The sequence below is a fragment of the Burkholderia metallica genome (genome assembly GCF_902832845.1).
GTDB classification, from domain to species: Bacteria; Pseudomonadota; Gammaproteobacteria; order Burkholderiales; family Burkholderiaceae; genus Burkholderia; species Burkholderia metallica.
The window spans coordinates 138,665-152,252 of the sequence record NZ_CADFDB010000010.1; the positions used below are offsets into that span (position 1 = coordinate 138,665).

Here is a 13,588-nt window from a genome sequence, read left to right on the forward strand (position 1 = left end):
ATCAGAAGCGGTCGGCGAGTCCCATCGCCGGGTCGCTGACCGAGTGGCGGCCGGTTTCGACACGGCCGGCGACGCGGCGCGAGAAGCTCGCGTCACTGTCCGCGGTGACGATGAAGTCGTACCAGTGGCCGGTGGAGTCGAGCTGCCAGTGCAGCTCGGCCTGGTCGCCCGCGCGCACCGTGACGGTCCACGTGGTACCGGTGCCGTGGTCGCGATCCGGGCCGTGCCCGTGGCCGTTGCCGTCGTCGCCGTGACCGCGATCGTCGTGTGCGCCGCGTCCGGACAGCGGCCCGTAGACCTGGTTCGACTTCACGGTGAAGCGCACCGTGCCGCCGCCGCGGTTGCGCAGCCGCAGGTGGAGGTTGCCGCTCGCGCCCGCGTAGCCGACGCGAATTTCCGGATGCGGCGCGCGTGCGCCGGCCAGGCGGCTCAGGTCGCCGGTGAAGCGGCGGTGATAGCCGTTCGGCCCCAGTACCCACAGGTCATATTTACCGCTGTCGTCGGTGCGTGCGGCCCAGTCGCCGTGCAGCGTCTTGCCCGGTTCGACCACGTAGCGTCGCGGCAGGCGGTCGAGGTGCAACTTGTCGTAGACGTGAAACACGGCGGCGGTGCGGCCCGTGTTCGCGAACTTCAGCGTGAGCGTGCCGGTGCCGGCATCGGCACGGGCGCTCGCGTGCAGCTCGTAAGGCAGCGCGCGCGACGGGCGCACGCCGGCGGCCTGCGCGGGCAGCGCGGGCGCGGCCGGCGGCACGATCTTCGGTGCGGCCTGCTGCGCGGCGCTCAATGCGTCGACCTGGCTCTTCGTCGTATGGCCCGCGAGCGTCGGCAGCGGCTCGTGGTTCGGCGAGCGGAAGTTGAACGCGCTCGTCAGGTCGCCGCACACCGCGCGGCGGTACGCGCTGATCTGCGGCTCGGCTACGCCGAAGCGCTTTTCGAGGAAGAGCAGCGTCGACGTATGGTCGAACACCTGCGAATTGACCCAGCCGCCGCGGCTCCACGGCGACACGACCCACATCGGCACGCGCGGGCCCGGGCCGTACGGACGGCCGTCGATCGCCGGCTGGCTCGACGTGGCCGGCGTGAAGTCGTGGTACTCGACCGCGACGTCGGCGTCCCGCAGCGTGTGGCCGCCCGCGAGCGTGCCGTCGGCGTTGCGCGACGGCACGGCCGGCGACGGCATGTGGTCGAAGAAGCCGTCGTTCTCGTCGTAGTTGACCAGCAGCACGGTCTTGCTCCACACGTCCGGGTTCGCCGTCAGCGCATCGAGCACGGCTTGCACGTACCAGCCGCCCTGCGCGGGGCTCGACGGCCCCGGATGTTCGCTGTACGCGGACGGCGGAATGATCCACGACACCTCGGGCAGTTTGCCGTTGCGGATGTCGTCTCGGAACGATTCGAGGAAGCCGTACGGCATCGTGTTGCCGAACCCTTTCGCCAGCGGGCTCAGCGGATCGTCGATTGCCGGATCGTAGAACGCGCCGGCGGCCGTCACCGGCTGCGTGATGTCCGTCGACGCGACGTACGCCGGCCGGCGCGCGGGCGGCATCTGCTCGATCGCCGCGCGCCAGTGGCGAAAGCTCATCATCTCGTTGCAGCCGAAGTTGTCGATCAGGCTCTGGTAGACCTTCCAGTTCACGCCGGCCTGCTGCAGCCGGTCCGCATAGGTGGTCCAGGTCCAGCCCTGGCTCGACGGGCCGATGTCGTTGCCGCCGTTGAACTGGTTGTTCAGCGCGGCGATCTTCACGCGGCTGCCGTCGGCCGGGCTGAGCCCGTTCGGGCCGTTGGTGCCGCTCCAGTAGAACAGGCGGTTCGCGATCGTGCCCGTGTGCATCCCGCAGTGGTAGTGGTCGCACAGCGTGAACGCATCGGCGAGCGCGCGCTGGAACGGCACTTCGGCCGCGTCGTAATAGCCCATCGACAGCGGCGTCTTCGCGTCGGGCCAGCGATTCATCCGGCCGTGGTCCCACGCGGCCTGCGCATCGGCCCACGTGTGCGGCGTGCCGCCCGCGCGCTGCGCGTTGCCCTGGCTCGCGTCGAGGTGATACGGCGTGACCGTGGCGGCGGCCGCCGCCTTCGTGTACGTCTGGTAGAACACGTTGCGGCCGTTCGGCGACGGCACCGCGAAGCGGTCGCCATAGCCGCGCACGCCCTTGAACGTGCCGAAATAGCTGTCGAATGCGCGGTTCTCCATCATCAGCAGCACGACGTGCTTCACGTCCTTGATGGTCCCCGTTTCGTGAAACGCGGGAATCGCGAGCGCGCGGCGGATGCTCGGCGGAAACGCGGACAGCGCGGCGGCGGCGAGGCCGGAAGTGGCGGTCTGCTGGAGGAACTTGCGGCGTGACGTCATGGCGTTCGGGTCCTGTGATGATGGGAGCGTTCGTGATTGCGTGTGGCGGTGCCCGTGCGTCGCCCCCCGGGACGATTCGCGTTGCGTGTGCGTTCGAGTGCATCGGCCGCGCGTGGCCGCGCGTGGCGGCGGTGCGCGCATCGCGCGACGCGGGGTGTCGCGCGGATGCTTCGGCCGTCGTCGCGATCCCGCACGCCGCGCGCTCGTGATGCGCGGGGCAGGACGTCGGCACACGCGGGCCCGGCGCATGCCGGGTCGGGCGGCGCCCAGTCTAGGGAGGCGACGTGACGTCGACGTGATGAAGAAATGACACCGCATGTCGTGCGCGTGACGTTGTGTGCGCAACGATATGGCGGGACGCGACATGTGGCGAAAGCGGGTAAGAAGTTACCGGTTCGGGGCCGTGGGGCGGGCAGATTTTTCCTGTTCGTGGCGACGCGTGATCGCCTGTCGTTGCGGGTGCAACGGCATCGCGTGACGACCATGTTTCAAATGCGTGAAATCGGATAAGCTCGACGGATTGCTGCGCACGGGCGCAGCCCGCGCCGCTGGCGCGACTTTCCGGAACCGGCCCACCCATGACCGACATCACGATCCGGCACAGCGAGACGCACGACGTCGACGCGATCCGGCAGATCGCCGCGCATCCCGCGGTGTACGCGAATACGTTGCAGCTCCCGTTTCCGTCGCTGGAGAAATGGCAGAAGCGGCTCGCAGGCATACGCGAGCACGGTGTGAGCCTCGTCGCCGAAATCGAAGGCGTGGTGGTCGGCCATCTCGGCCTGCACCCCGAACAGAATCCGCGCCGGCGTCATGCGGCAGGGCTCGGCATGATGGTCGACGCGGCGCATCACGGGCGCGGCGTCGGCAGCCGGCTGCTCGCGGCCGCGATCGATCTTGCGGAAAACTGGCTGAACGTCACGCGTCTCGAGCTGACCGTGTACGCCGACAATCGTACGGCGATCGCGCTCTACGAAAAGCACGGGTTCCGGATCGAAGGCGAATCACCCGGCTATGCGTTGCGCGACGGCGTGTACGCGTCCGTGTATCACATGGCGCGGATCAAGGCGGCGCAGTGAAGGCCCGCCCGACGCGTATCCGGCACCCCGCCGGCCGCGCTGCCGCGCGTCATATTCATTCAAGAATTCGTTCGTTTTCTGCCGGTCGTGCGCGTCGTATCGTTGAACGATTTGCCGGTCGCTTCGGCCGGCTTGCGCTTTTCCGCAACGATGCCGTGCGACGTTGCAGGCCCGCAGGCTTCATCGTCATCGCTTCATGGCTCGCGCTTCACGGCCATCGCTTCTCACGCGACATCTTCCCGCAACCGTCTCTTTCAACGGACCCGCTTCGATGAAAACCGCTCTCCGGAATCTGACTGCCGCCTGCCTGCTCGCCGCCACGGGTGCGGCGCTTGCCGCTGCCACGCCTACCGGCGCGCCGGTGGCGAGCGCATCGTCCGACGGCGCGCACCTGCCGCCCGGCATCGCGTGGCAGCACGGCGACGTCGATGCCGCCTTCGCGCTCGCGAAGCGCACCGGCAAACCGCTGCTGCTCTACTGGGGCGCGGTGTGGTGCCCGTCGTGCAACCAGGTGAAGTCGACGATCTTCAGCCAGCAGGCATTCAAGACGCGCTCGTCGTTCTTCGTGCCCGTGTATCTCGACGGCGATACCGAAAGCGCGCAGAAGCTCGGCGAGCGTTTCAAGGTGCACGGCTATCCGACGATGATCCTGTTCCGTCCCGACGGCACCGAAGTGACGCGGCTGCCGGGCGAAGCCGATCTCGATCGCTACATGCAGGCGCTGTCGCTCGGGATGACGGCCGCACATCCGGTGCGACAGACGCTCGCGACCGCGCTGAAGAACGGCGCGGCGTTGACGCCGGACGAATGGCGCCTGCTGGCCGACTACTCGTGGGATACCGACGGCGAGCTGCCGGTGCCGGCCGATCGGGTCGCCGAGACGCTGCAGTCGCTGTCGCAACGCGCACGGGCGGCCGGTGCGAAGGCCGAAGCGGCGCGCTTCGCGCTGAAGGCGGCGGTGGTCGCGGCGTCCGACGATCCGGCGCAGGCCGGCGCGCTCGACAAGGCGGCGCTTGGCGATTCGCTGCGCACGGTGCTGCAGGCTCCGGCCTTGTCGCGGGCCAATTCGGACGTGCTGGTCGCGGCGCCTGCGCGTGTGGTCGCGTATCTCGGCGGCGACGACGCGCAGCGCGGGAAATTGCGTGGCGCATACGACGCGGCGCTCGCGCGCCTGTCGACCGACACCACGCTGTCGTCGATCGACCGGCTGATGGCGCTGCACGGCCGCGTGCTGCTCGCGCGCGGCGATGCAAGCAAGGGTGCGCCGCCGGCCGCGCCGGCGCTGGCCGATACCGCGCGCAAGCAGATCGCCGCGTCGGTGCAGGGCGCCGCGAATGCATACGAGCGGCAGGCGCTCGTCAGCGAAGGCGCGGACACGCTGACCGACGCGGGGCTGTACGACGAGTCGGATGCGTTGCTGAAGGCCGAGTTGCCGCGTTCGTCGACGCCGTACTACTTCATGTCCGGGCTGGCCGCGAATGCGAAGGCGCGCGGCGACAAGGCCGCGGCGCTCGACTGGTATCGCAAGGCGTACGACGCGGCGAGCGGGCCGGCGACGAAGCTGCGCTGGGGCGCGACCTATTTTGCGAATGCGGTCCAACTGGCGCCGGACGATTCGGCGCGCATCGAAGGGATCGCCGCGAGCGTGCTCGCGCAGGCCGACAAGACGCGGGACGCGTTCTACGGCGCGAACCTGCGCGCGTTGACCAAGGTCGTCACGCAGTTGAACCGCTGGCGCGCCGGCGGTGCGCACGATGCGTCGGTCAGGTCGGTCGTGAAGCAGTTCGACGGCGTATGCGGAAAGCTGCCCGCGGGCGATCCGCAGGCAGCGGCATGCGCGAAGCTGATCCAGCCCGTGAAGGCGTAACGGCGCGCGGATGCGTCGCCGCGCGGGCCGGACGAACGATTACCGGCCCGACTCCGACGACGCGCCGCGCTCGCTGCCGTATCCGGCATCGTGCTGGCGGGCGATCTTCGCTTCGGCGGAAACGATGCTCGCCGGATAGAACCAGTCGCTCGACTGGAAGCCGGCCTGCTTGAGCGCCTTCACTTCGGCGTGAACCTGCGCGCGCGTGAGCGGCGGGTTCGACTGCGCGTGCGCGGCGAGCGGGGCCGACACGGCCAGGGCGATGGCAACGGCTGGGATCAGATGCTTCATGATCGGGACCTCCACGATTCCGGTGAGTCGCGGCGCTTCGTTCGTCAAAGCGCCGGGCGACGTTGGAACCAGTGTAGGCCGCGGCGCGCGCGCGAAAAATGCGATCGCTCCCAACGCAGTGTTTTGCTGCGGGCAACAATGGGGGGGCGGGATGCGCTTCGGACGGCATTCGCGCCACGACGGCGCTTGCGCCGTGGTGCGACCGGACGCCGACCGACGCCGATACGGGTGGCGGAATCAAAGGCAAGCACATCGATATCTTCCGCGGATTCGGCGATACCGCGCGGAAGGAGGCCTGTCGCGTGACGGCCGGGAACGGCACCGTTTTCGTGTCGGCCAGGGCCGGATCGTAGAGGGGCCGGATTGTGCCGATGAGGCGGGGCCTCTCGTGCGACGGCCCGGGCGGGAGCGTAGGCGAAGGGTGGCCGCCTCGGTGGCGGCTTCGCGGGCCGGTTTCGCGAAGGTCGACCGGGCGTGCCCGATCGACCTTCATGCACGGGGCGGCGAAGCCGCCGTCGCGTGTTACACGAGCCCTGTCGTGTAGTACACGGCGATCACGAAGAACACCGCGAGCGTCTTGATGATCGTGACCGCGAAGATGTCGCGATACGACTCGCGGTGCGTGAGGCCCGTGACCGCGAGCAGCGTGATCACCGCGCCGTTGTGCGGCAGCGTGTCCATGCCGCCGCTCGCCATCGCGACGACCCGGTGCAGCACGTCCAGCGGGATATTCGCGGCCTGCGCGCCCTTGATGAACAGGTCCGACATCGCGGCGAGCGCGATGCTCATGCCGCCCGACGCCGAGCCCGTGATACCGGCGAGCGAGCTGACCGACACGGCCGCGTTGACGAGCGGGTTCGGAATGCTCTTCAGTGCATCGCTGACGACGAGGAAGCCCGGCAGCGCGGCGATCACGCCGCCGAAGCCGTATTCCGACGCGGTGTTCATCGCGGCGAGCAGCGCACCGGCCACGGCGGCTTTCGAACCGTTGGCGAAACGGCCGCTCACGCGCTTGAAGGCAGTCAGGATGACCAGCACGATGCCGAGCAGCAGCGCGGCCTCGACCGACCAGATCGCGACGACGGTCTTGATCGACGTCGTGACCGGTGCGTGCACGCCCGGCAGCACTTCCGGCGCGACCGTGTACGACGCGGCGCCGTACCACTGCGGAATCAGCTTCGTGAACGCGAAGTTCGACACGCCGACGAGGATCAGCGGCAGGATCGCGAGCGCCGGACTCGGCAGCGACTTCGCCTCGACGCGCTCCGGCTCGTTGACGAGCGACGTGCCGTAGCCTTCGCCCTTCGCCATCGCCGACCGGCGGCGCCATTCCAGATACGTGAGGCCGACGACGATGATGAACAGCGAGCCGATCGTGCCGAGCACGGGTGCGGCCCACGCGGTCGTCTTGAAGAACGTGGTCGGGATGATGTTCTGGATCTGCGGCGTGCCGGGCAGCGAATCCATCGTGAACGAGAATGCGCCGAGCGCGATCGCGCCGGGCATCAACCGTTTCGGAATGTTGCTCTGGCGATAGAGTTCGGCCGCGAACGGATAGACCGCGAACACCACGACGAACAGCGACACGCCGCCATAGGTGAGCAGCGCGCACACCGCGACGATCACCGCATTCGCGCGCGAGCGGCCGATGTAGCGGATCGCCGCGTGGACGATCGATTCGGAGAATCCGGAGAGTTCGATCACCTTGCCGAACACGGCGCCGAGCATGAACACCGGGAAATACAGTTTGACGAAGCCGACCATCTTCTCCATGAAGATGCCGGAGAAGACCGGGGCGACGGCGGCGGGTTCGGTCAGGAGCACCGCGCCGAGCGCGGCGATCGGCGCGAACAGGATCACGCTGTAGCCGCGATACGCGGCAAACATCAGGAACGCCAGCGCGGCGAGGACGATCACGAAAGACAAGGGAGTCTCCTAATGGCTTTGGTTGTTGTTCGATCGCGCGATGCGCCGCGGACCGGCTCAGGTTCGTGCAGGTTTCGTGCCATCGGCCGGATTGCACCGCCGGACGCGGGTCCGCCGGAGACCGGCGGGCCCGCGCCGGTCGTTGTCTGACGATTCTACATAAAACGTCTCCATCCGGAGACGAAATGGTCGTCCGGCCAGCTCGTGGAATCAGGCAGGGCTTTCCCGGACAACGCATTGCGGCGTGTCTCCAGAATGAGATAATTCGTCTCGTTCCGGAGACATCCGGTCGAACATACACGGAGACGAAGACACGATGATGAACGACTGGGCCCGCCTGCCCGTCAACTACGGTGACGTGTTGCGGCGCGCCGCCGAGTCGCTGTTCCGGACCTTCGAGGATTCGAGCGCGGGCACGGTGGTCGTCGATCGCGATGCGCGCGTCGTGTGGATGAACGAGCGGTACGCGGCGCGCTTCGGGTTCGCCGACCCGCAGCAGGCCGTCGGCCTCGACTGCGAGACCGTGATCCCGAACAGCCTGTTGCGCGAGGTCGTGTCGACCGGGCAGCCGATCCTGCTCGACATCATGGAGACGGGCCGCGAGCCGCTCGTCGTCACCCGGCTGCCGCTGAAGGACGAAGCGGGCGAGACGGTCGGCGCGATCGGCTTCGCGCTGTTCGACCAGTTGAAGACGCTCACGCCGATCATTTCCCGCTACGCGCAGCTTCAGCAGCAGCTGATCGCGACGCAGCGTTCGCTCGCGCAGGCGCGCCGCGCGAAATACACGTTCGCGAGCTTCGTCGGCACGAGCGCCGCGAGCCTCGAGACCAAGCGCCAGGGGCGTCGTGCGTCGCAGGTCGATTCGCCGGTGCTGTTGCTCGGCGAGACGGGCACCGGCAAGGAACTGCTCGCGCATGCGATCCACGCGGCGTCGGCGCGCGCGCTGCAGCCGCTCGTGACTGTCAACGTCGCCGCGATTCCCGACACGCTGCTCGAAACCGAATTCTTCGGCGCGGCGCCCGGTGCGTATACGGGCGCCGACCGCAAGGGGCGCGTCGGCAAGTTCGAGCTGGCCGATCGCGGCACGCTGTTTCTCGACGAGATCGGCGACATGCCGCTGCCGCTGCAGGGCAAGCTGCTGCGCGTGCTGCAGGACAAGGAGTTCGAGCCGGTCGGCTCGAACCGGATCGTGCGCGCGGACGTCCGGATCATCGCCGCCACGAGCGCCGACCTGCCGGCGCTGGTCGAGGCCGGGCGCTTTCGCGCGGATCTCTATTACCGGCTGAACGTGCTGACGATCCACGCGCCGCCGCTGCGCGAGCGCGCGTCCGACATCGCGGCGCTCGTCTACGCGACGCTCGAGGAGCTGGCCGCGCAGCACGGGCGCGCCGCCCATTGCGAGCTGACCGACGATGCGCTGCGGATGCTGTGTGCGTATCCGTGGCCGGGCAACGTGCGCGAGTTGCGCAACACGCTCGAACGCGCGTTGATGCTGTCGGACCGGTCGGTGATCGATGCGCATGCGCTCGCGCCGTTCCTCGGACCGGTGCGCGTAGCGACGGACGGCGCCGCACCGGCGCAGCGGGCGGCCGTGTCGCCGGTCGAGCGACGCGCGGGCGACGAGCCCGCCGCGCCGGCCGCGTCGTATGCCGATGCATTGGCGGCGTGGGAGCGCCAGTTCCTGACCGATGCGCTGGCGGCTTGCGACGGCAAGGTGGTGGAAGCGGCCGCGCGCATCGGGATCGGCCGCGCGACGCTGTACAAGAAGCTCGCGGCGCTGGGCATCGACCGCTAGGCCGAACGGCGAAAGCGGTTTGGACGGACGTGACGCATCGAACAGGAGATCACGATGAAACGGATCGGCATCGCAGGGTGGCTGACGATGTTGCTGGCAACCTCCGCGCTTGCGCAGGCCGGCGACGCCGACGCGCCCGAGGCGCGGCGCAACTGGTACAACGATCCGTTCATCGCGCTGTCGCAGGGCCTGGCCGAATGTCCGTTGCCGCTCGGCCCGTGGATGACCCGCGCCGAGATGACCGACGACGCGCATTACCGCGCCGAGCGCGGCACCACCTGCTGGCTCGCGCACCGCTGCACGAAGCCGAATTCGTATATGTATGACGCACCGATCGCCGCTGCGGCGAAGGCGCACTTCGCCGGCTCCGACCGACTGCGTGGCACGAGCCTGTGGATCACCGTGCAGCGGCGTTTCATTTACGTCGAAGGGTGCGCCGATCAGGCGTTCGATCGGCACGCGTTGCAACGCGAACTCGAGGCGCTTCCGGACGTCGAGCAGGTTTTCGTTCGCATCACCGACGATCCGCACAGGAGCTTGCCGTACAAGGCGCGCGGGCAGCCCGGCCGCACGCCGAACTGACGGTGAAAGGGCCGCACATGGCATACTCGCGACATTCCAAAAAAGGTTGACGGGAAGAACAATGAAACACATGCTTGCGTCGGTCTGTCGGCGGCCTCGGGCGGCCGTCGTGTTGGCTCTGGTTGCAGGACTCGGCGGGTGCGGCGGCAGCGCGCCGCTGTTCACTTCGGACGGACGTCCGACTACCCAGGTGCAATGCACCGGCAGCGACTGGAGCAATTGCACGGACAATGCCCGCGCGATCTGCAACGGGGATTTCGACGTGCTTCAGCAATCGAGCGATGACGCCACGCGAAATCTTCTCTTCGCGTGCAAGAAGAAAAGCGGTTATTGATCCCGAGATAACGGGCCGACGAGACCACGTTCGGGCGCAGCGCTTTTCTGTTGGCTGAGAGTCATCTATCTTCACGAATAACACTCACGGAGCCCCGTCCCCATGGCGACCTACAGGCAACTGACCGCGCAGCTCGAACGGCTTCAGCAGAAGATCGACAAGGAACGTGAAAAGGCGATTGCCGATGCGATCGCCGACATCCGCGCGAAAATCGACGAATACGACATTACGCCGGAAGAGCTCGGGTTTCGTTCGACACGCGCGGCCGGTGCCGGCGCGAAGCCGAAGCGGACGTTGCCGCCGAAATACCGGAACCCGAAGACGGGCGAAACCTGGAGCGGCCGCGGGCGATCGCCGACCTGGCTCGGCAAGAATCGCGCACGTTTTCTGATCAAGGACTGACTCCCGAAAAACCTCACCTTTCGCGTGCGGACTGACGGTGCGAACGGCCATGCGGCCATCGCACCGTTTTGTTTTTGGGCATTCGCGGCGTGATTCCCGATGACGCAGCGAACGGCGAAGCCGCGAAATGAACGGATGCCGTTGCGCGAATTCGCTGCGATTCGGCCGCATATCGCGGCGAATTCCCGTATACAAGCGTGTCATCGCGCAGCACGGATGCATCGGCCTGCGCGATTCTCGCGGTGCACGCGTGCCGCGAATTCCGATCACCTTTCGCGCGTTTGCGCGTGACGCCGTGCAAATCCCGAAGATACTCACCATGGCTCCTGTAAATCCTCACCTTTGACGAAGTGGACGCAGCGTCGCGCCGCATGACGGCACCGCGGTCGCCGGGCGAATGCGCGGCGCGATGCGCGGCGATGGCTTCCGTGTTCGTGTCGCGTGCTCATGGTGCGGGCGTTGACGCGTGTCGAACAGTCGGCCGTTCGGCATATAGGCAGCCGCATGCGCTTCGCCTATGCTTGGAGTTCGCGTCGATCGGCGCATCGCACCGTCCGTGCCGCATGCCGATCGGGTCGTCTTTCGTTACCGCAGGGAGCCGATGTGACCGTTCGCCATCTCGATGCGTTGTTCCAGCCCAGGTCCGTTGCGATCGTCGGCGCGTCGTCGCGCGCGGGCAGTATCGGCGCGATGGTGTGGTCGCGCGTGCTCGACGGTGCGTTCGAGGGGCCCGTGTGGCCCGTCAATCCGAAATATCGCGACCTGCACGGGCATGCGGTCGTTGCCGATGTCGACCGGCTGCCCGCGCCGCCGTCGGTCGCCGTGATCTGCACGCCGCCCGCGACGTGGGCCGGCATCGTGCGCAAGCTCGGCGAGCTCGGCACGCGCGTGGCGGTGATCGTCGGCGAAGCGCGCACGGATGCCGATCGCGCGGCGCTCGATCGCACGCTGAAGGCGGCGAAGCCGTTCGTGCTCCGTATCGTCGGGCCCGGCAGCCTCGGTGTGCTGTCGCCCGCGCGGCATGCGCATTTCGGTGCGCCGGCCTATACGGCGCGCTCGGGCGGCGTCGCTTGGGTGTCGCAATCGAATGCGCTGACGAACGCGGTGCTCGGCTGGGCCGGTGCGCGGGGCCTCGGCTTTTCGCATGTCGTCGCGCTCGGCAGCGAGTCCGACGTCGACGCGGGCGATGTCCTCGACTATCTCGCGAGCGATCCCGGCACGCGCGCGATCCTGCTCGAACTCGATACCGTGCGCGCCGCACGCAAGTTCATGTCCGCCGCGCGCGCGGCCGCGCGCAACAAGCCGGTGCTCGCATTGCGCACGGGGCGTGCGGATCCCGGCGACGCGCTCTATACGGCGGCGTTCCAGCGCGCGGGGATGGTGCGTGTCGACGCGCTCGACGATCTGCTCGACGAAATCGAGACGCTCGGGGTCGGCCGCGTCACCGCGCGCGGCGCGGCCACGCTCGTGACGAGCGATGCGGGCGTCGCGAAGCTCGCGGTCGATGCGGTGTCCGAGGTGCGCGACGTGCTGACCGGCTGGTCGCCCGCGGCCACGGCGGCCGTGTCGGCCGCGCTGCCGCATCTCGCATCGCCCGTCAATCCGCTGACGCTGGGCGACGATGCGCGCCCCGAGCATTTTGCCGCCGCGATCAAGGCGCTTGCGCCGTTCCCGCAAACGGGCACGCTGTTCGTCGTCCATTCGACGTCCCACAGCGCGCCGGCCGACGCGGTCGCGCGCACGCTGATCGAAGCGCGGCAGTACGCGCATCGCGGCATCCTCGCGTGTTTCTTCGGCGCGGTCGACGCGGCGACGCGCGATGCGCTGCACGCGAACGGCATTCCCGTGCACACCACGCCGCAGCGGCTCGCGCGCGCGTATGCGCGTCTCGTCGACTACAACCTCGGGCGGCAACTGCTGATGCAGACGCCGGAGGGCACGCCGCCGCAGCCGGCCGAGTGCGTGGCCTCCGCACAGGCCGACGCGCGCCGGATGGTCGAAGCCGGCCGGCATGAGCTGACCGGCGAAGCCGCGCTGCGCTGGCTGTCCCATTTCGGCCTGCAGGGTGAGGAGGCCGTCGAGCCTGCCGGCACGAAAGTCGTCGATATCACGGTCGACATGTACGACGATTCGAACTTCGGCCCGGTGTTTCGCTATGCGGTGCCGCCGGCGGACGGCGTGTCGGCGCCGTTCGTCGTCTATGGCCTGCCGCCGCTGAACACCGTGCTTGCCCGCGCGGTGATGGAGCGCTCGCCGTATGCGCGCAGCACGCCGATCGAGCCGACGCTCGACGCGGTGACGGCGCTGTCGCAGGCCGTCTGCGACGTGCGCGAAGTGGTGGCGATGTCGGTCACGCTGCGCGTGCTGTCCGACCGCGCATGCGTGATCGCGTCGCGCATCACGCTGGCCGCGGGGCGCAGCCGGCTCGCGATCATGCCGTATCCGCGCCACCTCGAGCAGACGCTCGAGTGGCGCGGCGAGACGGTGACGATCCGCCCGATCCGCCCGGAAGACGAGGCCGCGCACAACGAACTGCTCGGCGCGATGACGCCGGACGATCTGCGGATGCGTTTCTTCGGCGCGGTGCGCAGCTTCGATCATTCGCAGGTCGCGCGCATGACGCAGATCGACTACGACCGCGAGATGGCCTTCATCGTGTCGTTCACCGACGTGTCGGGGCGTGACCACACGCTCGCGGTGGTGCGCGCGGTGGCCGATCCCGACAACGAGACGGCGGAATTCGCGATCGCGGTGCGGCCCGATCAGAAGGGCAAGGGGCTGGGCCGGCTGCTGATGACGCGGATCATCGACTACGCGCGCTCGCGTGGAACGGCGTGGATGATCGGCGAGGCGCTGCGCGAGAACACGGCGATGATCTCGCTGGCGAAGGCGTGCGGTTTTGCGGTGGCGACGACGGAGGAGCCCGGTGTCGTGGGCTTCAGGATGAAGCTGCAGCCGTAGC

General features: G+C 68.4%; 11 protein-coding genes. 8 read left to right on the top strand and 3 right to left on the bottom strand.

Annotation, left to right across the window (positions count from 1 at the left end):
- Position 1: 1 nt before the first annotated feature.
- On the bottom strand, positions 2-2,350 hold the full coding sequence (locus HWX08_RS25625; RefSeq protein WP_174920975.1) for a phosphocholine-specific phospholipase C: 2,349 nt from the start codon (positions 2,348-2,350) through the stop codon (positions 2-4).
- 578 nt (positions 2,351-2,928) lie between these two features.
- Here HWX08_RS25625 and HWX08_RS25630 point away from each other — a divergent pair.
- Positions 2,929-3,429 carry a GNAT family N-acetyltransferase gene (locus HWX08_RS25630; protein WP_174920974.1) on the top strand — a complete coding sequence of 167 codons (501 nt, stop codon included), beginning with the start codon at positions 2,929-2,931 and terminating at the stop codon, positions 3,427-3,429.
- 271 nt (positions 3,430-3,700) lie between these two features.
- A complete protein-coding gene (locus HWX08_RS25635) occupies positions 3,701-5,296 on the top strand; it encodes a thioredoxin family protein (protein WP_174920973.1) in 1,596 nt (531 codons plus the stop codon).
- A 39-nt stretch (positions 5,297-5,335) separates the two neighbouring features.
- Here HWX08_RS25635 and HWX08_RS25640 read toward each other — a convergent pair whose 3' ends face one another.
- A complete protein-coding gene (locus tag HWX08_RS25640; RefSeq protein WP_069261255.1) occupies positions 5,336-5,587 on the bottom strand; it encodes a DUF4148 domain-containing protein in 252 nt (83 codons plus the stop codon).
- Between the two features lie 98 nt (positions 5,588-5,685).
- Here HWX08_RS25640 and HWX08_RS34790 point away from each other — a divergent pair, with 98 nt between their 5' ends.
- Complete coding sequence (locus tag HWX08_RS34790; RefSeq protein WP_174920972.1) at positions 5,686-5,940, top strand: 3D domain-containing protein; 255 nt, start codon at positions 5,686-5,688, stop codon at positions 5,938-5,940.
- A gap of 169 nt (positions 5,941-6,109) precedes the next feature.
- Here HWX08_RS34790 and HWX08_RS25650 read toward each other — a convergent pair whose 3' ends face one another.
- On the bottom strand, positions 6,110-7,513 hold the full coding sequence (locus tag HWX08_RS25650) for a GntP family permease (protein WP_174920971.1): 1,404 nt from the start codon (positions 7,511-7,513) through the stop codon (positions 6,110-6,112).
- Between the two features lie 316 nt (positions 7,514-7,829).
- Here HWX08_RS25650 and HWX08_RS25655 point away from each other — a divergent pair, with 316 nt between their 5' ends.
- The 5 genes from HWX08_RS25655 (at position 7,830) to HWX08_RS25675 (ending at position 13,587) form a co-directional block, all read left to right on the top strand.
- Positions 7,830-9,308, top strand: coding sequence for a sigma-54 interaction domain-containing protein (locus tag HWX08_RS25655; RefSeq protein ID WP_069260933.1), 1,479 nt, complete (start codon positions 7,830-7,832; stop codon positions 9,306-9,308).
- A gap of 54 nt (positions 9,309-9,362) precedes the next feature.
- Positions 9,363-9,890, top strand: a complete 528-nt coding sequence (locus HWX08_RS25660) for a BON domain-containing protein (RefSeq protein WP_174920970.1) — start codon at positions 9,363-9,365, stop codon at positions 9,888-9,890.
- Between the two features lie 61 nt (positions 9,891-9,951).
- Positions 9,952-10,224 carry a hypothetical protein gene (locus HWX08_RS25665; RefSeq protein ID WP_076606039.1) on the top strand — a complete coding sequence of 91 codons (273 nt, stop codon included), beginning with the start codon at positions 9,952-9,954 and terminating at the stop codon, positions 10,222-10,224.
- A gap of 102 nt (positions 10,225-10,326) precedes the next feature.
- The gene (locus HWX08_RS25670; RefSeq protein ID WP_069260931.1) at positions 10,327-10,626 is read left to right on the top strand and encodes an H-NS histone family protein; all 300 of its coding nucleotides are present in this window, start codon (positions 10,327-10,329) and stop codon (positions 10,624-10,626) included.
- A gap of 603 nt (positions 10,627-11,229) precedes the next feature.
- A complete protein-coding gene (locus HWX08_RS25675) occupies positions 11,230-13,587 on the top strand; it encodes a GNAT family N-acetyltransferase (protein ID WP_174920969.1) in 2,358 nt (785 codons plus the stop codon).
- Position 13,588 lies beyond the last annotated feature (1 nt).

Excerpts from the sequence above, each read along its gene's own strand:
- HWX08_RS25630 (WP_174920974.1), top strand. The coding sequence starts at position 2,929 with ATGACCGACATCACGATCCGGCACAGCGAGACGCACGACGTCGACGCG.
- HWX08_RS25665 (WP_076606039.1), top strand. The coding sequence starts at position 9,952 with ATGAAACACATGCTTGCGTCGGTCTGTCGGCGGCCTCGGGCGGCCGTC.
- HWX08_RS25655 (WP_069260933.1), top strand. The coding sequence starts at position 7,830 with ATGATGAACGACTGGGCCCGCCTGCCCGTCAACTACGGTGACGTGTTG.
- HWX08_RS25625 (WP_174920975.1), bottom strand. The coding sequence starts at position 2,350 with ATGACGTCACGCCGCAAGTTCCTCCAGCAGACCGCCACTTCCGGCCTC.
- HWX08_RS25670 (WP_069260931.1), top strand. The coding sequence starts at position 10,327 with ATGGCGACCTACAGGCAACTGACCGCGCAGCTCGAACGGCTTCAGCAG.
- HWX08_RS34790 (WP_174920972.1), top strand. The coding sequence starts at position 5,686 with ATGCGATCGCTCCCAACGCAGTGTTTTGCTGCGGGCAACAATGGGGGG.
- HWX08_RS25660 (WP_174920970.1), top strand. The coding sequence starts at position 9,363 with ATGAAACGGATCGGCATCGCAGGGTGGCTGACGATGTTGCTGGCAACC.
- HWX08_RS25640 (WP_069261255.1), bottom strand. The coding sequence starts at position 5,587 with ATGAAGCATCTGATCCCAGCCGTTGCCATCGCCCTGGCCGTGTCGGCC.
- HWX08_RS25635 (WP_174920973.1), top strand. The coding sequence starts at position 3,701 with ATGAAAACCGCTCTCCGGAATCTGACTGCCGCCTGCCTGCTCGCCGCC.